Origin of the sequence: Paraburkholderia dioscoreae (genome assembly GCF_902459535.1) — a bacterium.
Lineage (GTDB): Bacteria > Pseudomonadota > Gammaproteobacteria > Burkholderiales > Burkholderiaceae > Paraburkholderia > Paraburkholderia dioscoreae.
The window spans coordinates 2,791,460-2,811,506 of sequence record NZ_LR699553.1 but is presented as its reverse complement, the minus strand read 5'-3'; the positions used below and the strand labels follow the sequence as shown (position 1 = coordinate 2,811,506).

The following is a 20,047-nucleotide window of genomic DNA, read 5'->3' as shown; positions in this document are numbered from 1 at the left end:
CTCAGTGACGTTTTTGGGGTTCGCGAACCAAGCTGGACAAAGGTTAGGACCGCTAACGCCTCTAATGCTGCATCATCGGGGTGTGACTACTGATGTCGATGCCTTGTACGTCTGGTTTTGCGCGTGTTTCTTCCATCTATCCTTTATCCAGCTGGGCGAAGGGCCTTTTTGCACGTTTCTGTCTAGGCATGGCTGTGCATGACAGCACATTGCAAAACTTGAGCGGTTAGCGTAGGTTTCTGGACATTAAAGCCCATCCGACCTACGCCGGTGCATCTTCGCGTTTTTCCGGCAAAACCTACGCCGACTCTCATGCATTTTGATGCCCGTGCGGCTAAGCAACTTCAGCCCGATCAACACCTCACCGTCGCTGATTGCCCCGGCTTACGCTTGGTGGCCACGAAGACAACGAAGAGCTGGACCTATCGCTATAAGTCACCCGTCGACGGTCGCATGAAGCAAACCAAAATCGGGGAGTGGCCGGCGATGTCGCCAGCAACTGCAACCGTCGCTTGGGAAAAGCTTCGTGAGGCGCGTAACGAGGGGCAAGAGCCCGTTGCCAAGTCACGGCAATCGAGTAAAGCCCCGAACGGCGATATGGTACCGCAGACGTCGAAATACACGGTGGGAATCCTGTGCCGTGACTACCTTGAGGGGCACGTCGAGCGCAACCGCAAAACGAAGGGTGCGAAGGAGATCGCACGAATGTTCCGCACGATGCTCGGCCCGCTAGCCGACGCGGCTGCCGACGGGCTGACTCGCGCCCAAGCGTTCGACCTTCTTGAGTCGCACGCCCATATTCCGGTTCAGGCTGCGAAGCTGCGTGCCGAACTGGGGGCGGCTTGGGAATATGCTCATGACGCCGGACGTCTGTCGCAAGACGTGCCAAATTGGTGGCGCCTGATCATGCGCGGCAAACTGAAAAGCAAGGGCAAGTCAATCGGGGGCAAGCGGGTCGGGAAGAAGCGAACGCTGACAGATGCTGAGCTGACAGTCCTGATTCCATGGCTGCCGAACTTTAGCCGAAGCGTCTGTGACGTATTGACGCTATACCTCTGGACCGCGACGCGTGGCGCGGAGATCGTGAGCATGGAAGGCCGCGAGGTCACCGAGGAAAGCGACGGGTGGTGGTGGACGATCCCGAAGGAGAAGACAAAGAACGAGCGGCACGAAGATGCCACCGATTTGCGCGTGCCGCTGATCGGCCGCGCCGAAGTGGTCGTGCGACGTCGGCTGAGTGTTTACGGCAAAGGTTATTTATTCCCACCTGCGAACGGATCGGCGGCTCACATTGAGCAAAAGGTGGTGCAGACAGCGGTGCACTACCATCAGCCCTATTCTAGGACCAGGCCGGAGATGGTGCGCCCGCGGCTGCCGGTAACGGTCTGGGCGCCACACGATCTTCGCCGCACGATACGAACGATGCTGGCATCGATGGGCTGCCCTGACGAAGTGGGCGAAGCCGTGATCGGCCACATGCAGGAGGGCATTAAGGGCGTGTACAACCGGCACGCCTACGATGCGGAACGTCGGGTCTGGCTTACGAGGGTGTCGGAGAGGCTTGAGCAACTGGCGGGAGGTCGCTAATCGTTGCAGCAACCGACTTTTTTCTACGGGTACCGGTGTTCGCTGGGGGAAGCAGGTCGGAAACCGGCCGCTGTTCTGCCCATTCCTCTATTTCACGAAGCAGCCAACCCACTCGACGCCCGGATAGCAGCCGCGGCTTAGGGAAATGATCTTGACGGACGAGCAGTTGAACAGTTGCAGGAGCCAGTGAGACGATCGCGCACACCGTTTCAAGATCGAGATAGAGTGGTTTGACCAAGGCGGTCTTTCTCGTGTCAGCCATTTGACACCTCTTTCTCGGAGTCGTCCGATAGGCGCATTGCTGCCGACCTCCGATTATCGAAATCTCTCTCGGCTACGCGCTTCCCCGCGCGGCCTTGGCGCCCCCCCTCGTGCGGGGTTTTTTTCGTATCGCCTACGGCAATCGCGAACACTTCAACCGGCTCGGGCCCGAAATGCGGGTGCGTGATCGTCCGCATCACAAGGCCACGCCACGGTCGAATCAGCCGGCGCTCGTGGTCATCGCGTTTCGGGTAGCCGCGCATCAGCACGATGCGGCCGTATTCGCGACCGACGAGACGCTTGCGCCAATAATCGGTAGCTAGACGGAACTCCTCGGGCTTGCGGCCGGCGACAATATCGTCGAAATATTCGGCCTTGAGTGGGAGGGCCAGATCCGGTAGTGCTCGCAACGTTGCGCCGCTAAAAAGAAAGAGACTTTCCTTCATGCTACGATCCTCGAAAAGCTAGGAGGCAGAGCTCCATGAACAAGAGTGGTTTCGTCGACGCAGTTTTGCGCGCCGCGCGTGAGCGTGGGTTGCGCGTTGAAGCGAATCGAAACGGGGTGCAACAGATTTGCTTCAATGAAAAAAGCGGAAAGAGCCTTCACACGGGACACTTGGAGAGTCTGCACCCGGCGATTCTCAACCCGGCGTTCAGCGTCACCGAGATCAATGCTCTTATCGAGGCGGTTGCGCCAGGGCGGCCGTGTACTCATCGCGGCATGCGCGAGATCATCGAGCATATCCATTGCGGCAAGTGACGCGTATTTAATGGCCCAAAAGGGCCAAGTTAGTCGAGCACGGGCGTCTGGATTCAACCTTGCGCACCGTGCGCGCACCTCTATGGACCGCCGGCCAGCTCCGATCCGCAGTAAGCCATGACGCTCAACGACGAGGGCAACGTGAACGGCTAGTGTGTAGAGAAGCACTACATTTGCTCGCGATACCGCGGCGTATTTGTGCGAATTCGCGCCAACGTGCCGAGCCGTCGGATATGGATGCTGGTGAACGGAGAGTTTCATTAGCCCAACTTTTTTCGGAAGTGCCTTTGCCTTGCTGCCGTCAAGCGGTGCACGTACCATCGCGCCAGAAAATAAAATGGAGAGTTCACCCATGTCTTGGCACCACGGCGACTACCTTTCGTTGGCACAAGCGATAGCCGCCATGCTTGCAGTTTTTGGTGCGTTCGGAGTCGTCTTTGTCCAGCGACACTTTGAAGCGATGAAGCAGGCCGAAGCCGATAGGCGTTCGGATATTCAAACAAAGAGGGAAATGCAAGACGTAATTCGAGTGGCTCGGCTTGTAGTCGAAACTCTCGTCTTGACGCTCGACGAAGCACGCGAAGCTGTCGGCAAACAGCATTTCAGTGCTGTCAGTAGCCACACGCTTGAGCAAAGAATCGATGAACACATCGCGCAGATTCGTCAGATACCTTTGTACGGTCTGCCGACGCACGCCGCTATGGCTCTTCTCGGCATTGATCTCGCGTGTACGAACATCCGCAGAGTTGTTGTAGAACGCGCTAGGGTGAGCGGGGTCATCAACGGGTACGGTTCCTACATTCATGCTATCGACGAGCAGATCGCGTCGATTAAAAACCGGACGATCAAGCTGGTCATTGACTCGAACGAATAAGCCGGTGTTGACGCAATTTGTTCGGGTGGGCTTGTGGGTCATGCTAGGATTGTTCGAACACGACCAAATCGGAGACCATCGTGGCCGATAATGTTTTCTTCGAAGAAAATGGCTACTTCGCTTGGGCTTTCGCGTCGCCGTTGGAAAACGGCAAATGGGAGGCTTTTGTCTTTTTCGAGAGAAAGGCCGATCACGCGAAAGAAATCACCCCTTCTGTCAAGCACCGGATACTGGCCGAATTTGAGACACGAGACGAGGCTATGTCCGAAGCCGGCAAGTGGGCGCTCGACCGCATGCAACGCGATGAAACAAAATTGGACGGCGGCGGCTTTGTGAATAACGGCTGACGTTTTTACTCTAGCTCTTTGCAGCCAGACTAAGCTCTTGTGTCGTGAACACGCCGAGTCGACGGCGCCACGATCTGCCCGTACTATCGCCCTATACGTCGGCGTCGGGAGACTCTCATGCCGGACCTTCTTCGCTGGATGGAAGACCACGACAAGCTGTCCGGGTGGGCGCAAGCCATTGGCGCGGTTCTCGCTCTGGTAATCGCGATCATGATCCCGGCATGGCAACGCATGGCAGAGCGACGAGATCGAAGAGTCGAAGCGGCGGCGTTGGATGCGGTGATGGTCGGCGCACTCTTCCACGTTATGCTCGACGCCGAATCGTATGCGCATAGTGCGTTGCTTCAGGCGGATAGACCGGCGAGCGAGATATCTGTCGATGAGATCGGAGCAACTGATTTGCTTGCTCGTATTTTGCAATTGGAAGAGCGAGAGAGAGATTTTCTGCGAAGCACTATTGAGGGCAAATGTCGATCGGTTGTCCTCAAGTCCATGAAGCTTATCAAGGTGGCAAGCGTTCGCGGCAAGCCACCCCTTCAGATGGAAATTGGCTCGATCAACAATGAGATCGTCTGGCTGAATCGAGACCGCGAACGGGTCCTTTTCGAAATGGATCGCGCGAACAGATACGAGACGATCTCGCGTTTTCCGGGGCTGGTCAGATTCGTATGGCACCTGATCTGGTGGGGCAAGTGGAAGCGTTGGCTCAAAGCCAATCCTGTTCCGAGATCGAGCAAGTTTCCCGAGAGTAAGTGACGCGTGGGCTGACTTCATCGCACACCTCGCACTATCATGCAGAGTTCCGCTCGCCGTGCGATCTCAGCGTCATAACCAATGAGCGTGCCAGTGATGACCGCGTGCGTGCGCGGCGTTGCAATCGTTGGCTGCACTTCCTCTTGGGGCTCCCCGTCTTCATTCACCGCAACGGCGAAGCGGACCGGATGTTTCCTCGTTGACTGGATGCGGACAAGAGTGCCGGCGTTGACCATCATGTTAAGCAGGCTACGAGCGAGATCGGTGCGAAGGCTGAGCATCGACGCGATTGTTTGCGCGCTGTAATGACGGTCCGGTTCCATTGCTGCCAACACTGTGTCGGGCGTTGGAGTTCGTTCGGTTTTAGGCATTTCGCTTCCTTCGGTTGTCGGTATCGCGACCGCGCATGGCATCAACACGAGGGGCAGCCGACGCGGCGGTTTGGATTTTTATGAAGTCGTGGTCATGCAGCGGCCGCCCAGCTGAACGGAACGCACGGCGCTGCCTTCGATCCAGAACGATTCGATGCCGTCGGGCAATGCCTTTGGCGGCTCTTTCAAGCTCATGAACACCAGGGCCGTATCGATTTGATTGGCGTATGCGAGGTCATCGAGCCAGTACAGCAGGCGGTCGCGCTCGGCGCCGACCAGCACATCGCCGCGGTCGAGAACGAGTAGTCGCAGCCCGGAAATCGCTCCGATCGCACACGCGAGATGCGCATCCGCTCGCCAGCGCTCGGATTCGGAGAGCAGGGCGTAGGGGCGGGTGTCGGCCAGAACCTCCATCTCCGGCGTGATCGTGACGTCGGCCCACTCCGACATCTGCGCAAGCGTGGCGAGTTGCTCGTTCAGTGGCAGCAGCGCCTCACGCATCAGGTCTGCTGGAATGCCGTCCGGTGCGAGAGCGTCGGCGATCGCTTCCCACGCGCGTACATCGGCATGGTGCCCAGCGGCTTTCTTTTCTGTTTCGGCAGCGGCCGCCGCGGCGCGTTGCTGTTCACGCAGCCCAACAGTTTCCGCGGCCACGGCTCGCCGATGCTGTTGCATCTCTGCCAGTTCGCGCCGACGCGCATCGATATCGATCGGGACGTCGTCGGGATCGACCTGATCTTCAATCGCCCGCAACTGCTTTGCCGCGGTATCCGCAGCATCCAGTTCCTTGCGGCGGTTCTGTGCGGCGTTTTGCAGCATCGTGAGGCTCGCCATGTATTCAGGCAGCTTGGCGATGGCTTCGTCGTCGCGCTCGGTCGCGCCGGCGGCCGCAAGCGCACCCTGAAAATAACGCAGCAGCGCACCGCACTCCGGACAGGTGCATGCCGCTCCTGCCGGCGCGCCGGTCGCCCGTGCCCGCAGCGCTTCGACTTTCGGCTGGAACTCTGCGACAGCGTCATCGGCCCGCTGCACCAGGTCACTCAGCCGGGCGAATTGCGATGCAGATTCGTGCAGTGCCGCGATCTGCTCAGCCCGGGTGCGCGCGGCGTGCTGCGCGCCTTCGACTGCGCCGATCTCCTGCTGCATATCGCCGATCCGGCCGTCCAGAGATTCAAGGTCGGACTCGAGCTTGAGCAGCGCCGCCTCGTCAAACAGAACTGCCGCAGGTTTCCAGCCTTCGGCCTTAGAACTGCCGTAGGTCTCGCCGGTGACCACGCGCCACGCGGTTTTCGCGTTGCGCGCCTTGTCGCCAGCTTCTTTGTGTGCCGCGTCGATGCCCGCGCGCACCATCGGGATGACCGACTCGAGCCGAACCGTGTCGGCGTCGGCCGGTGCAGCCGTAGGAAACAGTCGTGCGACGAGCCGCCGGCGGATTTCTTCGGATCCGACCTTCACGCCCATCAGTTCGTAGACAAAGGCGCGGCGCGCCTTGCCGTCGAGTTGAGCGAAGCGCTGGGCGTCCAGGACCATCGGCAGGCGCGGATCGTCGGGCAAGCCGCGCGCGAGCTTGCCGCCGGGCAGCGTAATGCTGTTCGCGGCGTCGTCCGACGTGACGACAATCTGACCGTCTTTCGCATCGCCATGCACGAGCGCGCCGTATTCTTTCTTCAACGACACGCGCACGGTGTCGCCGGTGAGTGCCATGCGGACGGCTTCCTGCAGGCTGCTTTTGCCCGCGCCGTTGACCCCGGTGAATAGGGCGACAGGTTTGGTGAGGTGCACGTCGGCTTCGGCGATACCGAGGACGTCGCGCACGAGGATGTGCGTCAGCTTCATGCCGCATCGCCTCCCAGTTCCGAGTTTTCTTCGTGCCACGATTTCCAGCCCTTCACCCACGCGATACAGAGTTCGCCGCGCATCACCGGGCATTCGCTTTCGGGCAGACCTGCGGCGGCAGCTTCGCGACCGGCCGCGTACTGATCATCCAGTTCTGACTGCAGCGGTCCATCGCCGAGGGCGGCCACCGGGCGCGACTCAACGTCAACCACTTCGCCGCCCTCGCCACCGCCGCCCATGCCGTCGCCGTCCCCGTCCCCGTCGGTGTATTCCTTGCCGAGATCAAAGCCACGCTGGTCTGATTCGCCGCGCACCTCGTCCATGCCGCCGGTATGCTCGCCAGCGTCGGACACGACGATCAGCACTGCTTTGCCTTGGGCGTCATAGAGCTCGTGGAGCGAGGGCGCCGACTTGCCGATCTTGATGACGGCCTGCGCACCGTCCTTGATGGTGATCTTGTCGAGGTCGCCAACCACCACCATGCGGCCGTCGCTCGCGATCAGATGGACCGCCATCTTGACGCCGTTCTCAACGCGCTTGCGCAGCCGGTCGATGATGTCGTTCTGCTTCGTCTCTGGGAGCTTGACCCAGACATCGGGCAGCATTTTCAGTTCGAGAACGAGAGCTGACAGGAGATCCTTGCCGACCGTCGCGGCGGTCATCCCCAGCACGTGCTTGGCTTCTTCTGAGTGGCTCATTGCCTATCCTTTGTCGGTGGAGTGGGTTACTCAGCGCTAATCGGCGCGCGCGGCCTGCGCTGCGGCGCCGGGCTTGGTGTGGGCGTGGATGCCGACGCCTGCGACTGGCCGGCGTTGATTGCGCGCATGCGCTGCGCGGCAAGCGCGTTGAGTTCGGCCTTGACGCTCTCATCCGTCACGTCGCGGATCACGCTGCGCGCGAGGTCCAACTCCTCCGCGGTGTTCGCCGCGTCGATTTCCTCGCGGATACCAGTGATCATTCCGGCCTCATCGAAGCTGAAACCGTCCTGTTGGTCATGAGCCTGCGACGCTTGCGCTGGAGCCTCGGTGGCAGCAGGCTTTGGTTCCGCTTCAGACGCTGCCGCCGTCGCTTCCTTTTCGACGGACGAGGCAACTTCCTCGGCGACCGGGGCGCGAGTAGCCGCTGCTCGGGCACCAGGTGAACGTGCGGCGCGCGCTTCTTCCAGAGGCGTCGAAACCGTGTAGGAGCCATCAGGATTCACGTCGACGATGTCGGCCACTTCTTCAGCAGTCTGCAATCCCATTAACAGCTCCGGCGCGTACAACTTGCCGAAGAATGCTGCTGCCCGGTAGCGCAGCATTACTTCGGGCATCGTTTGCCACTTGCTTCCATTCTTGGTTAGCCAGCCTTCGTCTATAGCCATCTGAACGGAAATGCGAGGGGATTCCAGGCGCTCTCCGGACGCTTTCTCGATCGCCCACGCGACGCACGATTGATGCTGAACGACGATCTTTTTTTGTACAGAAACCTTTTTGGCTTTCCCGCCGCCGGCCTGCTCTTGCCATTCAGTGGCCGAATAAGTGACCTCCTGCGGCTCCGACGCTTTGGACAGGTCAAATCGAAGGGGGGAGTAGCGACCGCACGAATTGATCGCGGCGATAATGAACTGCGATGACCAGGAGGGGCGCCCCTCCACGATGTACAGGTTCTGCATGACCATAAGCGGGTCTGCGCCCATGCGTTGAGCCATGTTTAGAGCTACAACACAGTTCGGCAACCCGTTCGGGTTGTCTTCGTAGCCCGTGACCTTGCCGTACTCCTTCACTTCGGTGCGCGCGCGATAAGCGACCGGTACGAGAGTGGAGTGCGTCAGCATTTTCGCTGCGCGTTGCATCAACTCGAATGACTGCAGTGTGCCGAACCCCATTTCTACCGTTGGCAGGGCGGCTTCGCGGGGGGCAGGGTTTCTCAGGTTGTCGATAGTGGTTGGCTGATTCACGGGATCCTCGTTATTCGTGAAACATGCAGGTCTTCCAACGCGCGCAGAACTTCGGCGAGCACAGGACGGACTGCGGGTTGGGTGGGAACAGGCCCGAGCGGAACATCTCGGCGGCGTACTCGATCAGCCCGCGTTGACCGTCGGTGCCGAGCATCACGCGGCGCGCGTCGAAGAGCGGGCTGACCATCGGATTGGCTTTGCCGGTGGTCGGCAGCCCGATGATCTGGCCGCCCACCGTCTGCTCGCCGGTCGTGTTTTCGTACAGCAGCTGGTATGTGCCAAGCTGCGCGGCTTTGCCCTTCGTGTTGACCTTGCCGTTCTGGATGATTGCGCGGCCGGTTTTCAGGTCGGGGATTGCAATGCCGTCCTCGCGTTGCGCAACGCGTGCGCGGTCCATTGAGCCGGTCAGACGCACGACGGTGCCGCCGCCGCAGTCAATCTCGAACGGCGCCAGCTTCATTTCAACCGCGGTGTATTCGAACTGCGGCGCGATATCGAGGCAGTACCGTGTGTGTAGCGCGAGGCCGATGCGCTCGGCGTCCCGCACGGTCAGATCGTCGTCGCGGTAGTCAACGTCCTGAGTCGGGTTGTGCAGCGCATCGATCAGCACGCCGGCGGTGTCGTCGGGCGTCAGCGGGTTGCCGTCGAGGCGCGCCTGATCATTCGCTGCGGTGCTGGCGTGAACGGCGGTGCCCAACGCGGCGCGCAGGCCGGACGCCTTACGCATGCCGAGCAGGTGTTCACCCTCAAACTTCATCGCGCAGTCGAACAGGGCGCCCCATGCGGATGCGCGGACAGTGAACGCATTCATTCCGACACCTGACCGGCGGTCGGCATCTTTTCAATGCACGTGAACGGGAAGCGGTCCGGGAACGGCCTGATGTGCTTGTAGAAGTGCGAGCCGACCGACTCGGCGTTCTTGATCGCGTCGAAGTTTCCCGGCGTCACGCAGCTGTAGTGGTAGAGCGAAGTGGGCTCGCCGGCCTTGTTCTTGAAACGGACCGCAAGCGTGCCGGTGGTCAAGTCATAGCCGATGCTATGAATCTGTGAGGACTCCACAGCGTCCATCGTGATCTGATGCGTGATTTGATTGGTCATGGTGCTATTTCCGGAATGAAAGGGTCGTCAGTGATTTTGCGCCGGGTGCAACGCGACGACGGAAAGCTTGAAGCCACCGAGTGACTCGGCCTCTTCGAATGCGAGTCGCTCGAAAGCCTCGATCACGGCGACGGTTGACGGGAACATGCCGACGAACGGTGGGCGCCGATTGATCGTGATGCGGAACGCGTGCAGTTTCATGCGGACCTCGAGATTCGAACAGAGAGCTGGGTCTCGGCGTCGGCACATACGCCGTTGTGAGCGAGCCATGCGGTGGCGATCGCGATCGCGGTGAGCCAAACAATCCACGGGTGTCGATCGGCAATTCGGCCAATATCCCAGCGAGCGCGCGTGAACCGAACGCGGCGCACAGGGCAGTGTTGTTTTACGGCTCGGTGGTGCCAGACACAGATGACGACAGCTAGAAGCGTCCAGGCGGCGAGAAAGAGGAGGATTTGCACCGATCAGTCCGTATAGGCGATGTACTTGAACCGGCCATCGCCGAAATGCTCGAAACGACCGCCAAACGTGCCGCGCACGGCTTTCTCGACATCCTCGCGCGTTGCCGTCGCGGGGTAGACGCCTTCTTTGATCGTCGAGGCACTTGTGTGCGACTTGTTGCGCCAGTCGATCTTTGTCGAATCGAGCGCGCGCTCCTGGGTGGCCAGCATCACAGCCCCCCTGTGATTCGAAACGTGCGGTGGGTCGGAGCGTAGTCGGTGCAGTCCGGTTCTTGCGGCGGCAACGTTTTGTGCGCTTCGACTGCCAGGTTAAACGCGTGAAGCAAAACCAGACCTGCGGCATGCGGCTCGCCGTCGATCAGCGCGTGCAGGCAACGTTGCTGCGTTGGTAAGGGCAAGCCGCGCAGTGCCGTGGCTACGTCGTCGATGGAAATCCCGGCGATCGGCGTCGACGCGGCCGCGGGCATGTGTTCGGTTGCGCCGGCCTTAACAGCGAGTTCCTGATCGAGCAGGCTCCCGAGAATATGGTCGGCGCGCGAGAGTACGAGCGGGTGGAAGGAGAACATTTTGGGCTCCCGGTCAGGCGTCAGGCTGCGGCGCGCTCGGCGTCTCTGAGCAACTTCTGCGCGTGCTGAATGACGGTTTCTGCGTTGATGGTGCCGAAGTTGGCGCGGTTGCGAAGGCTGCGCAGATAGCCGCGCAGCATGTCTGCGTTGGCTGCTCCGCGGGCTAGTCCTTCGATGAATGCAATCTCGTCCTCGGTGGTCCAGCCTCTTGATCGATGTGTAGTACTGATCTGTTTCATGTCATGCCTCTTTTGTTTGATGGGTGGGTGGTTCACTCGCGGATAATAAAAATGCTGGACTAGGAAACAGCTTTCATTAACCGACCTTGCTGAGGAACCACCCGATGACAGGCTATAGCTTCGACTACGCCACAGAGTTAGCAACTGCTAGACAGGAAGCGTTTGAGTTCCTGCTGGACCGATATCCGGATGCCCGTGAGGCTCTTTGCCAGTGGGCGGCGGAGCAGCTTCGCGAGGTGGATCCTGTGCACAGTCGGGCCCAGCGCGATCCTGTTCGGACCCGGAAAGCGTCAAGTTTCTGGATTCAGCACAGAAAAACTGTTCTAAACGCTTTGCTATCCGAGTTTGCGGACGGTCGATAGCTCGGCAAAGGAACACGCTGACGACGCGGGCGCCGACAAGTTCGGGGTCGCCCGCAAGGTCAAGCGGTGACTCAACGTCGCGAGGCAGCAAGCAGATGTATTGCCACCAATCGCGCAGAACCTCGTCGGTGCATTCGTCCTCGCTGAACGAGCCGGTCGCTCCCATGAGCAGCGCCAGGCGATGCCAGGCGTTTCGTTCGCAATCACCCTCGATGCAAATGCCGTCGAAGTGTCCCCAGTAGAAGTTGAACTGGCGTGCCTGTGGTGTCGACACCAGCGTGACGGACTCATCCCGAAACTGATTCCAGACCAGGATGACCGTAGGGTGAGCGCTTGGGATGCTTTTCCTATAAGTGGCAGCGACCGGAGGTGCTATTTTTGGGGTGGAGGGCATGTTCATCCATCAGTTGGTGGCGATGGATAGGAGACTAAAGCATTGCTTCACGCAAAGCAAGTAATGCTTTATGTTTCTCAACAAATGCTTTACCACGGCAGACTTGGATCGCGGTCGCAAAAGTGCGACAGCATCTGTGCTAAGGCATAGCGCGTCACGGCGTCGCAGGCTGTACAGATGCCGGTGCGTTTGAAGTGCAATCCGCCCTCGTCGTCGATCTCAACAGTGAGAGACCCGGAGATGTTTTTTTCGCTGGGGGAGGTGGGCGGAGGTCGGACCGCTTCCAAAGGAGGAGGAGATTGCGAGGCAGCGCGACCCCGAGGTGGACGAACTGAGGAGACCGTCTGTTTGGCGCGCTCTTCCCTGTACGCGCTCAAGTCGGTAACGTCGGCCATTGCACTGGACCGATTTTAAGCGACAGCTGAATGCGGGCGACCGTCTCCGCATGGGGAATCGAGCATGTCAACTGCGAGCAGCAACAGATCCTCTGCCTGCGGGCGTTTGAACCATTCGGTCGCATTATGCATAAAGCGCCTCGGAGGACTAAGCCGCTCGTGAAACGCACCAACTCTGCCCGAACGAATGATGCGCATTGAATAGAACTTTACTTCTTGAAAGCTCTTTTGCCAAGAATCGCCAGATATATGCGTATGGCATAACGCGGTAAATCGATAATTTCGGAATCTCGCTTTTTTCAGAATTAGTAATACATTTTTTTGAGAATTTCATAAGAGTTGCTTTGCCTTATGCCTTTCGCTGGGAGAATTGCAGTCGTCGCGAGTGCGGTGGCAAGGCAAAGAGCTGCGGGCGCATAAAGCCACCGCGATGCAACGGGTTAGTGAAGTTTTGTTGGATTTTTCGGGGAAACCCATTGTCTTTGTGCAGAGCGGATTAAATGGTATCGGGTATTGTTTTTCTTGACCCTTGCCGAAAGGCGTGTTGGGAAACGGTTCATTGCGGTTTCGTCCTCGCAGATGAATCTGCCGCTCAAATTTGGCCAATAACGCGTGCTTTGATCGTCTCGTATTCGGAATCGCTTATGAGACCATTATCGAGCATTTCTTTCGCGCGCTGCAGTCGAGCAGTAGAGCTCGAGCCATCCGATTCCTGTCCTTCGCTGCGTCGTCCCATTTCGGAACCCTGAAACCCACCCGAACGGGCGCGTAGTTCTTCGAGTTCGCGAAGTCGTCGCTTTTCACGCCAGGCCTGCTCCTGGGCTTGACAAATTCGATAGACGGCTTGCGCCTCAGCTTTTCGAAGGCCCTTGAACTCGACCATGCGTATGTCGCCATTTATTGCCAGATCCGGCTGGGTTAGGGCGCTTATTGTCAGGGTGCTTCCGAATATGCCAGCTTCGACTTGCGCACTCTTTATGTCCTGCCACCGCAGATCGACCGGGGTGAATCCAGCAATCAGACGTCGCTTCATGCCGATAAGACGGCCGGAAGTTGCCGCTACTAAGACGCGCCGGTGGAGGAGGGCAAACAGTCTCCGTTGAACTGTGCATGCCTGCACGGTTTCCCCCTCGACCAGCAAGGAGTGGAGATGCACAACGCCGCGCCTCAAGCGCGGCTCGCTGGAATAAAGGGTGTCTTTCACATCTAACTCCTAGGTGATGAATTGCGATAACCAGCTCATCTCGAAAAGTTCGGATTGATTGAGTAAAGCTATCGATGTCATCAAAAAATAGCCGCTTTCGCGGCTGTTTGGTATTAAGCGGCCTTGTCGCGCCGGCGACGCCGATCCGGCGGCGGCAGGACGCCTTCGTCTTCCGCCACTAATTTTTCCGCACCGATTGCCCCAAGTGGGCGGGGCACATTCAGGAGAGTATCGAGCGCCTCGGCAATACGTTGTACATCTGCGGCGCTTCTGCCTTTTAGCATCCGCGAAAACCGTTCGACGGCGACAGCTTCCGCCAGAGAATCACCACTCGCATCTTCTTCGCTACCGAGCCAATATTTAAGCGGGCGGCCAGTAAGTTCCACCAGTTTCGGCAACTGCTCCTTCCCGATCCTTCCTGTTTTCTTCCACCCGTTTACTGCCTGCGGGCTGACACCGCAAGCTGCGGCGACTTCAGCCGACGAAAGGTGCGCCTCGTCCAACGCAACCGTAATTCGGCGCGCCAGCTCGGCGGTGTCATTTGTCGATTTCATAGTCTGGATTAAATCATTGCTTTAAGTTCTGCAGCAATGCTTGATGTATGGGAAGCAATGCTTTACGATTCGACGCATGAATACGATCAACCTGAACGCTTTGGCCGCGATTCGTGAGGCCGTCACGATCGCCAAAGGACCATCCAACTTAGCGAGAGCGCTCGGCGTTTCTCCGCAGATGGTTTCTCAATGGACGTGCGATCTTCCGGATCGAAATCGCTCCGTGGCAGCGCGGCACTGCAAGGCCATCGAGGAAAAGTTCGGCGTTAGCCGAACACGACTTCGGCCGGACGATTGGCACCAGTACTGGGGCGACTTGATTGGCGCGCCCGGATCGCCGCCAGTTCCAGGCGCTTTTGCCGCGCCCGAAGTGACGCCTGCAGAGGAGGCGGCGTGATGAACCCGATCGATATCGATTCGCTGATGTTTCACGCCAACGGAACATTCGTCGAGGCGCACACGGACCTCGACGAGTTCTGGATCCGTCTGTCACAGGTCATTGGATTCGCGCGTTTTGCTGTGGTACCTCGTTTCAAAACCCGGAACGGCGCACGAACGTTTCAATTGCTTGAAGTGCGACCGGCCAGTTTGCCAGCCCCGCATCCACAAGTTTCAGTGTCAGGTGTTTTATGGTCTCGCCGCGCAGCTCGCGAAGCTGACCAAGTAATCGCGACTTATCGGGCTGGCTTAGATCGGACTGAGATATCCGGAAACCGATCAACTCCCGAAGCGTTTCATCGTGAAATCTGATCGTGACCACGCCAAGGATCGCCGACAGGCCTCCGTCATCCAGGAGGAAGTCGATGCCGTCCGCAGTGATTTCCGGGCATTTGAAAGAAAAGTGCCCGTCAGCGCCGACGGTAACGCCACGATCGATCAAGCCGTGCCCGGCGAGATAACGCAGGTTGGCGGCCATCACGTCTTCGCCATGAGTGGCGAGCAGTTGTCGCATGACGGCAATGTCGAGCGGCGCGGGGTGTGTGTCAGCAGCAGCTTTAAGAATTTCGAGTTGGATGCTTCGATCAATCTTCATGAGGGTTCCTCCTTGCGCGGAAGGCAAACGGGTTGTGACGACTGCGATTTAACTGGCGAGAGCCGGAACCCTCGCCCCGTTCCATATGGACAGTTGAATCAGCCAGATGCCGCTATGCAATTCTGGCTTGAGGGTCGGCGAGGCCTTGGATCGTTTGCCGGGTCACCTGGAGCGCCTCGATCTGGTGCTCCGCGAGAGGGTCCGGTTGGCCAAGCAGGAACGCCGACGTCTGTTCGCAGCGCGACTCGAAAGTGGCGACGATGGCCTGCTGCTTTGCTTTCGGCATCTCTCGCAGCAATGCGCTGGGGAAAGCGACGAGGGAGGTGACGTGTCCTTCGAGTTCTGCAACCAGCCGCTTCAGGTTTTCGATCTCGTTCACAGGAGCCTCCTTTCATGGTCAGGGTTCATGTCGATGGCCTGGTAGCCGACGGTGATTCTTCCATGGCTGGAGACTCCTCCTTCTTGAAAAGGCGCGGTGCCAGTCGCCGCCCTCAACGCCGCGGTATGACCGCAACTTTAGGCAACAAGCCATTCCGGCGCATTACCTGTGTTCGGAATGCTGGAGAACAACGATGAATGAGCCGGAATCGGGCTTTCAGAGCTCGATCATTTACGAGCGGCTGAGCAAGGCGTGCTCGGACAAGCGAGCGAAAGCTGACATCGCCGACGCTGTCGGCTGGGGCGTCGACATGCTCGACAAGGTGAAGAACAACTGCGCTGGCATTCCGATCGACAGGATCCCGGCGCTGTTCAAGGCACTTGGGCTCGTCGTGGCCACAACCGAATACATGGACTACCTCGCGCGGGGCAATGTCATCGGCTCGAACTGCCACTGCGCCCGGATGAACATGGGTGAGTGCGGGCGGAGATAGCGAGCATGAATGAATTGGTCGGCAAAGCGTTGCAGCGAATGCGGTGGAGGCTGCCGGCCCTTGCGCTGGAGGTCTTGTGATCCCTTATCACGGCACCCCAATTACCCCCTCGACCGCAGCGGTGCGAGCAGTCAACGGCGGCCACGCGTTCGTGTCGTTTGAGCACCCCGAACAACTCGCTCTGGTCATCTCAGTGGCGCAGTCGTTCGCGCTCGACAATGGTGCTTACACGGCGTGGCGAGTAGGCCGACCGGTCAGCGATTGGTCGCAGTATTACGCGTGGGTGGCAGAAGTGCATCGCTACCCCTCGTTCGATTTCGCGGTGATTCCGGATGTGATCGACGGTGACGAAGCCGCCAACGATGCGCTGCTCAAGGAATGGCCATGGCGCGAGCGCGCGCCGTGGGTCGGTGCACCGGTGTGGCATCTGCACGAAAACCTCGAACGGCTTGAGCGGTTGGCTTTCGCGTGGCCGCGAGTGTGTCTCGGTAGTTCCAGAGAATTCGCGACGGTCGGCACGTGGAGTTGGTACACGCGCATGGCCGAAGCGATGGACGTGCTGTGCGACCGCGACGGCCGGCCAATCTGCAAGATACACGGGCTGCGGATGCTTAATCCGGACGTGTTCACACGCTTTCCGTTCGCCAGTGCCGACAGCACGAACATTGGCCAGAACATTGGAATTGACTCGAAGTGGCGTGGTCCATATACGCCACCGACGAAGGAGGCCCGCGCAATGGTCATGCGCGAGCGGATTGAAATGCAACAGTCGACGACGTTCTGGGATCGCGAGGCGGCGCCGATTCAGCAGGCACTTTCGCTGGAGGTCGTGTGATCGAACGACCAACATTGCACGTTGTCTCACTCTCCGGCGGAAAAGACAGTACGGCGACAGCGCTCGTCGCGATCGAACTGCATGGGCGGGAGAACTGCCGATTTGTGTTTGCCGATACAGGCAACGAGCACGAGGCCACGTACGAATACGCCCTCGAGTACTTGCCGCGCGCGCTCAAGATCACGGTCGACGTCGTGCGAGCCTCGTTCGTTGACGAGTTTGCGACCAAGCGTGCGAACCTCGCGCGAATCGCCGCTGGTGAGCCAGAGTCGGAGGTCTACGGTCGCCGGAAGTTCATGTATCGATGGACACCGGCGTTGGCTTCGCAAGCGCTTGAAATTTTACATCCAACGGGAATCCCGTACTTGGATCTGTGCATGGTTCGCGGCGGGTTTCCGTCGCGCAAGCGCCAATTCTGCACTGAGTACTTGAAAACACGCCCGCTAACGGAATTTGCGATCGCTCGAATCGACGAAGGACACGCCGTCTGGTCGTGGCAGGGCGTGCGAATTGACGAAAGCGAGTCGCGTCGCATTCGCTTACAAGGCACCGGGACATGTGTTAAGTCATTCGAGCATATCGGAGACGCACTTTTCGTCTATCGGCCGATTTTGCGCTGGCATGTGGAAGATGTTTTCGCAGCGCACCACCTAGCTGGACTCAAACCGAACCCGCTTTACCTCCAGGGCATGAGCCGGGTCGGCTGTATGCCATGTATCAATTGCTCCAAGGCTGAGCTGGCGGAAATCGCACGTCGGTTTCCCGAGCACATCGCTCGCATTGCTGAGTGGGAGCGGATTGTTTCATCGGTCTGTCGCCAGAATTCGCCTGTCTCTTTTTTTCACTTGGGCACTCAAGGCCATTCCGGAAAAGCAAGCACCGTCTCCGATGTGGTCGAGTGGTCCAAGACGACCCGCGGCGGCCGCCAATATGACTTACTCGCTGACGCCACGCCTGCGACGGCGTGCGCGTCAGCCTACGGACTTTGCGAATGACAGAAGGACCTCCACCGCTGACACCAGGGGATTGCGATCTCCGTGACTTCGCGTTTATGCCGCTCGACGTTGTGCGGTTGCGCGACAGCGACATTGCCGCACTTTCAACGGGCGAGGAATTTCGCTGCGCGGTGCTTCTTTGGTGTGCGTCGTGGCATCAGGTTCCAGCCGCGTCACTGCCTGACGACGACCGTGTGCTGTCTCAACTGGCGGGCTATGGGCGCGTCGTGACCGAGTGGAAAAAGGTCCGAGACGGCGCGTTGCGCGGATGGATCAAGTGCGGCGACGGCAGGTTGTATCACCCCGTGGTCGCCGAGAAAGCGAACGAGTCCTGGCGCGCGAAACATCGGCACATCTACGGAAAGCTGGAGGATCGCATCCGAAAACAAAACAAAAGGCGCGTAGAGATTGGGCTTGTTCCGCTGGAAATACCCGATCTCGACACTTGGATAGCGATGGGTTTTCCGCTGGAACCCGATCTGTTTCCACCGGAATGCACGCCGTCAAACGGGGGAAGACCGGGCCAACGCCAAGGAAATCCGCGGGAAAACGCTCTTAAGGGACAGGGACAGGGACAGGGATATGTAAACCCAAGCGGCAGCGGCGACTCTACTGCCTCTGCTTGCGCGAGCGCGCGCGGTTCGCCGCCTGCTGCCGCCGCTTTTATCGAAATGCTCGAGCAGGCGGGGATTGATGCGAAAGCGGACGACCCGCTAATTGCCAGATGGGTCGACGCAGGCGTGTCGCGAGAGCACGTCCTCGCGGCGATTACAGAGGCGCGGCAACGACGTGCGAAGAAAAATTCCGCTCAGCCGATCAACGTCGGCTTTGTCGACGCGATTCTCGCGGACGCAATCGCGGCGCGCGGCGCCACTTCGTCGGTGGCAGTTGCCCCGTCAGCCGAGTGGCATCGAACTTGGTCCGGCATTGTCGGGCGCGGTCGCGAACTTGGCGCGGAGCAACAGGACGGCGAGCCGGACGCTGAGTTCAAGCTACGCGTGTTCAATGCTGCTGGCGACGGACCATGGTGGGCTGCTCACTTTCCGGCAATGGGTCGCAATGGGCCGGTACCGATAGCGGCGCTGGTTGGCAAGACAGGGAGCGATGGAGGACGTACAGCGTGAAGACTCAGGATGACAAATTTTGGATCGTGTGGTCGCCAACCGGCGCAAAGCCGCCCAGGCACCGGCACTCGACCTTTGCCGATGCGATGGGGGAGGCTGAGCGACTCGCGGTGGCGAATCCAGGGCATGAGTTTTTCGCGCTCGGCGCGGAGGCATCGGTGTGTTCGGTGGAGATGCATCGCGTTGAGTACATCGACCGGATTCCGTTCTAACGCCATGAACAACCCGGGATCGAAGGCGTGGGCGCATCGCCTTGTGGCCGAGCATGAGGCTGGGAAGCCATCGAAGCCAACGAACGTGTACCGCGTGGCGTATCAGGCGTTGGGACGTGTGTTTCCGGAAGGGCAGCAGGCGTGTGAGCAGCCGCGGTCTGCGGTGGTACCGGTAGGCACCACCAAGACGGCCGTGGCTGTGCCATTGCCAAAGCATGCACCGGTTGAGCATCCATGGTGGGACAACGAGCCGCCGTCGGACGATGGCAATCGACAGCGAGAGAGTTTGCTGTGAATGGAAAAGTGGGATTACTCAGCGTATTGGCGCTCGTCGAATTCTGCGTCGTCCGGGTCGCTCTCGTCGGGGTCAAACGGATCGACGATTGGCGTCATACCGACTGCGCGCACCGCGTTGGCGTATGCCTTCGCCGCCATATCGCAATTGCGAGCGCCTTCCAGGTAGTTCGCTCGATTGTTGGAGGTGCGTGCACGATTGATCGCCCTGGGAATCGCACCCATGGCATCAATGACCGCGACTACGCCTTTCACAAGTTCGACGGAACCGATGTCAACCAGATTGAGCGCCTGCAATCTCTGAATCGATGCGCTGAAGTCGGATTGCGAGTAGCTAAATACGAATTCGTTCGGGGACGGCCCTACGTCAAAATCAGAGCGGACAGATTCGGTCTGCCTGATTGCCTGCTCGAGCAAAGCGGCGACCAGTGCGTACCTCCTTTCTGTTTCGATCCGCTGCTGCTCAGCGGCGTTCGCAAGTTGGATCTTGTTTTGGCGCTCGGTCATCCAGTAGGCGCCGAGAATCGCGCCGATCGAACCGATTGCTTGCATCCAGCTCGCCATCAGGCCGGGGTCATAGGGCTTTCTTCCGGCCGACGTTGCGCCAAAGTGGGAGATCAGTATGACGCCGACGATCCCCAGCAACACGCAAGCGACAGTTTTCCAGTTACGCATGTTTTA

29 protein-coding genes are annotated in these 20,047 nt (G+C 59.2%); 10 read left to right on the top strand and 19 right to left on the bottom strand.

Annotation, left to right across the window (positions count from 1 at the left end):
* The first annotated feature begins 312 nt into the window (after positions 1-312).
* A complete protein-coding gene (locus PDMSB3_RS12670; RefSeq protein WP_165186465.1) occupies positions 313-1,587 on the top strand; it encodes a tyrosine-type recombinase/integrase in 1,275 nt (424 codons plus the stop codon).
* Here the strand turns inward: PDMSB3_RS12670 and PDMSB3_RS12665 are convergent.
* Genes PDMSB3_RS12665 through PDMSB3_RS37860 form a run of 3 tightly spaced genes read right to left on the bottom strand, consistent with a single transcriptional unit; the run spans position 1,541 to position 2,962 of the window.
* Complete coding sequence (locus tag PDMSB3_RS12665) at positions 1,541-1,849, bottom strand: helix-turn-helix transcriptional regulator (protein ID WP_165186463.1); 309 nt, start codon at positions 1,847-1,849, stop codon at positions 1,541-1,543. The genes PDMSB3_RS12670 and PDMSB3_RS12665 overlap by 47 nt on opposite strands.
* Positions 1,842-2,294, bottom strand: coding sequence for a hypothetical protein (locus PDMSB3_RS12660; RefSeq protein WP_407670537.1), 453 nt, complete (start codon positions 2,292-2,294; stop codon positions 1,842-1,844). Before PDMSB3_RS12660 ends, PDMSB3_RS12665 begins: the two co-directional genes overlap by 8 nt.
* Complete coding sequence (locus PDMSB3_RS37860; protein ID WP_232064188.1) at positions 2,291-2,962, bottom strand: hypothetical protein; 672 nt, start codon at positions 2,960-2,962, stop codon at positions 2,291-2,293. Before PDMSB3_RS37860 ends, PDMSB3_RS12660 begins: the two co-directional genes overlap by 4 nt.
* Between PDMSB3_RS37860 and PDMSB3_RS12650 the strand changes: the two genes are divergently transcribed.
* From PDMSB3_RS12650 to PDMSB3_RS12640, 3 genes are all read left to right on the top strand, one after another.
* On the top strand, positions 2,961-3,482 hold the full coding sequence (locus PDMSB3_RS12650) for a hypothetical protein (protein WP_165186458.1): 522 nt from the start codon (positions 2,961-2,963) through the stop codon (positions 3,480-3,482). The two genes, PDMSB3_RS37860 and PDMSB3_RS12650, sit on opposite strands and share 2 nt — an antisense overlap.
* Before the next feature lie 80 nt (positions 3,483-3,562).
* Entirely contained in the window at positions 3,563-3,829 is a 267-nt protein-coding gene (locus PDMSB3_RS12645) for a hypothetical protein (RefSeq protein WP_165186456.1), read from the top strand.
* A 117-nt stretch (positions 3,830-3,946) separates the two neighbouring features.
* A complete protein-coding gene (locus PDMSB3_RS12640) occupies positions 3,947-4,585 on the top strand; it encodes a hypothetical protein (RefSeq protein WP_165186453.1) in 639 nt (212 codons plus the stop codon).
* A gap of 14 nt (positions 4,586-4,599) precedes the next feature.
* On the opposite strand, the gene PDMSB3_RS12635 is transcribed toward PDMSB3_RS12640, so the two are convergent.
* The 13 genes from PDMSB3_RS12635 to PDMSB3_RS12575 all read right to left on the bottom strand — a co-directional run bounded on the left by PDMSB3_RS12635 (position 4,600) and on the right by PDMSB3_RS12575 (position 14,001).
* The gene (locus PDMSB3_RS12635) at positions 4,600-4,953 is read right to left on the bottom strand and encodes a hypothetical protein (RefSeq protein WP_165186451.1); all 354 of its coding nucleotides are present in this window, start codon (positions 4,951-4,953) and stop codon (positions 4,600-4,602) included.
* Between the two features lie 78 nt (positions 4,954-5,031).
* Positions 5,032-6,789, bottom strand: a complete 1,758-nt coding sequence (locus PDMSB3_RS12630) for an AAA family ATPase (protein WP_165186449.1) — start codon at positions 6,787-6,789, stop codon at positions 5,032-5,034.
* Positions 6,786-7,487 carry a cell division protein FtsK gene (locus tag PDMSB3_RS12625; RefSeq protein ID WP_165186447.1) on the bottom strand — a complete coding sequence of 234 codons (702 nt, stop codon included), beginning with the start codon at positions 7,485-7,487 and terminating at the stop codon, positions 6,786-6,788. Before PDMSB3_RS12625 ends, PDMSB3_RS12630 begins: the two co-directional genes overlap by 4 nt.
* A 26-nt stretch (positions 7,488-7,513) precedes the next feature.
* The gene (locus tag PDMSB3_RS12620; RefSeq protein WP_165186444.1) at positions 7,514-8,728 is read right to left on the bottom strand and encodes a hypothetical protein; all 1,215 of its coding nucleotides are present in this window, start codon (positions 8,726-8,728) and stop codon (positions 7,514-7,516) included.
* A gap of 10 nt (positions 8,729-8,738) precedes the next feature.
* Complete coding sequence (locus tag PDMSB3_RS12615) at positions 8,739-9,539, bottom strand: RecB family exonuclease (protein WP_165186442.1); 801 nt, start codon at positions 9,537-9,539, stop codon at positions 8,739-8,741.
* A complete protein-coding gene (locus tag PDMSB3_RS12610) occupies positions 9,536-9,826 on the bottom strand; it encodes a KTSC domain-containing protein (RefSeq protein WP_165186440.1) in 291 nt (96 codons plus the stop codon). The genes PDMSB3_RS12615 and PDMSB3_RS12610 overlap by 4 nt, the downstream gene beginning before the upstream one ends.
* A gap of 27 nt (positions 9,827-9,853) precedes the next feature.
* Positions 9,854-10,027 (bottom strand): hypothetical protein, encoded by a 174-nt coding sequence (locus PDMSB3_RS12605; protein ID WP_165186438.1) that lies wholly within the window; start codon positions 10,025-10,027, stop codon positions 9,854-9,856.
* 263 nt (positions 10,028-10,290) lie between these two features.
* Positions 10,291-10,497 carry a hypothetical protein gene (locus PDMSB3_RS12600; RefSeq protein ID WP_165186436.1) on the bottom strand — a complete coding sequence of 69 codons (207 nt, stop codon included), beginning with the start codon at positions 10,495-10,497 and terminating at the stop codon, positions 10,291-10,293.
* Complete coding sequence (locus tag PDMSB3_RS12595; RefSeq protein WP_165186434.1) at positions 10,497-10,853, bottom strand: hypothetical protein; 357 nt, start codon at positions 10,851-10,853, stop codon at positions 10,497-10,499. The genes PDMSB3_RS12600 and PDMSB3_RS12595 overlap by 1 nt, the downstream gene beginning before the upstream one ends.
* Positions 10,854-10,873: 20 nt before the next feature.
* Entirely contained in the window at positions 10,874-11,092 is a 219-nt protein-coding gene (locus PDMSB3_RS12590) for a hypothetical protein (RefSeq protein WP_165186431.1), read from the bottom strand.
* Between the two features lie 147 nt (positions 11,093-11,239).
* Positions 11,240-11,848 carry a hypothetical protein gene (locus tag PDMSB3_RS12585; protein WP_165186428.1) on the bottom strand — a complete coding sequence of 203 codons (609 nt, stop codon included), beginning with the start codon at positions 11,846-11,848 and terminating at the stop codon, positions 11,240-11,242.
* 987 nt (positions 11,849-12,835) lie between these two features.
* A complete protein-coding gene (locus tag PDMSB3_RS12580) occupies positions 12,836-13,447 on the bottom strand; it encodes an SHOCT domain-containing protein (protein WP_165186426.1) in 612 nt (203 codons plus the stop codon).
* Positions 13,448-13,560: 113 nt separating this feature from the next.
* On the bottom strand, positions 13,561-14,001 hold the full coding sequence (locus tag PDMSB3_RS12575) for a helix-turn-helix domain-containing protein (RefSeq protein WP_165186423.1): 441 nt from the start codon (positions 13,999-14,001) through the stop codon (positions 13,561-13,563).
* Between the two features lie 76 nt (positions 14,002-14,077).
* Between PDMSB3_RS12575 and PDMSB3_RS12570 the strand changes: the two genes are divergently transcribed.
* Entirely contained in the window at positions 14,078-14,398 is a 321-nt protein-coding gene (locus tag PDMSB3_RS12570) for a transcriptional regulator (RefSeq protein ID WP_165186421.1), read from the top strand.
* 135 nt (positions 14,399-14,533) lie between these two features.
* Here PDMSB3_RS12570 and PDMSB3_RS12565 read toward each other — a convergent pair whose 3' ends face one another.
* On the bottom strand, positions 14,534-15,034 hold the full coding sequence (locus PDMSB3_RS12565; RefSeq protein WP_165186418.1) for a hypothetical protein: 501 nt from the start codon (positions 15,032-15,034) through the stop codon (positions 14,534-14,536).
* 112 nt (positions 15,035-15,146) lie between these two features.
* Positions 15,147-15,413: a hypothetical protein gene (locus PDMSB3_RS12560; protein ID WP_165186416.1), complete on the bottom strand. Its 267-nt coding sequence runs from the start codon at positions 15,411-15,413 to the stop codon at positions 15,147-15,149.
* A gap of 193 nt (positions 15,414-15,606) precedes the next feature.
* Between PDMSB3_RS12560 and PDMSB3_RS12555 the strand changes: the two genes are divergently transcribed.
* The 5 genes from PDMSB3_RS12555 to PDMSB3_RS12535 all read left to right on the top strand — a co-directional run bounded on the left by PDMSB3_RS12555 (position 15,607) and on the right by PDMSB3_RS12535 (position 19,072).
* Positions 15,607-15,906 (top strand): DNA-binding protein, encoded by a 300-nt coding sequence (locus PDMSB3_RS12555; protein ID WP_165186413.1) that lies wholly within the window; start codon positions 15,607-15,609, stop codon positions 15,904-15,906.
* A gap of 76 nt (positions 15,907-15,982) precedes the next feature.
* On the top strand, positions 15,983-16,741 hold the full coding sequence (locus PDMSB3_RS12550) for a hypothetical protein (protein ID WP_165186411.1): 759 nt from the start codon (positions 15,983-15,985) through the stop codon (positions 16,739-16,741).
* Positions 16,738-17,736, top strand: a complete 999-nt coding sequence (locus PDMSB3_RS12545) for a phosphoadenosine phosphosulfate reductase domain-containing protein (RefSeq protein ID WP_165186408.1) — start codon at positions 16,738-16,740, stop codon at positions 17,734-17,736. Before PDMSB3_RS12550 ends, PDMSB3_RS12545 begins: the two co-directional genes overlap by 4 nt.
* Positions 17,733-18,860, top strand: a complete 1,128-nt coding sequence (locus PDMSB3_RS12540; protein WP_165186406.1) for a DUF1376 domain-containing protein — start codon at positions 17,733-17,735, stop codon at positions 18,858-18,860. Before PDMSB3_RS12545 ends, PDMSB3_RS12540 begins: the two co-directional genes overlap by 4 nt.
* Entirely contained in the window at positions 18,857-19,072 is a 216-nt protein-coding gene (locus PDMSB3_RS12535) for a hypothetical protein (protein WP_165186404.1), read from the top strand. Before PDMSB3_RS12540 ends, PDMSB3_RS12535 begins: the two co-directional genes overlap by 4 nt.
* Before the next feature lie 309 nt (positions 19,073-19,381).
* Here PDMSB3_RS12535 and PDMSB3_RS12530 read toward each other — a convergent pair whose 3' ends face one another.
* On the bottom strand, positions 19,382-20,041 hold the full coding sequence (locus PDMSB3_RS12530) for a hypothetical protein (RefSeq protein ID WP_165186402.1): 660 nt from the start codon (positions 20,039-20,041) through the stop codon (positions 19,382-19,384).
* Positions 20,042-20,047: the final 6 nt, after the last annotated feature.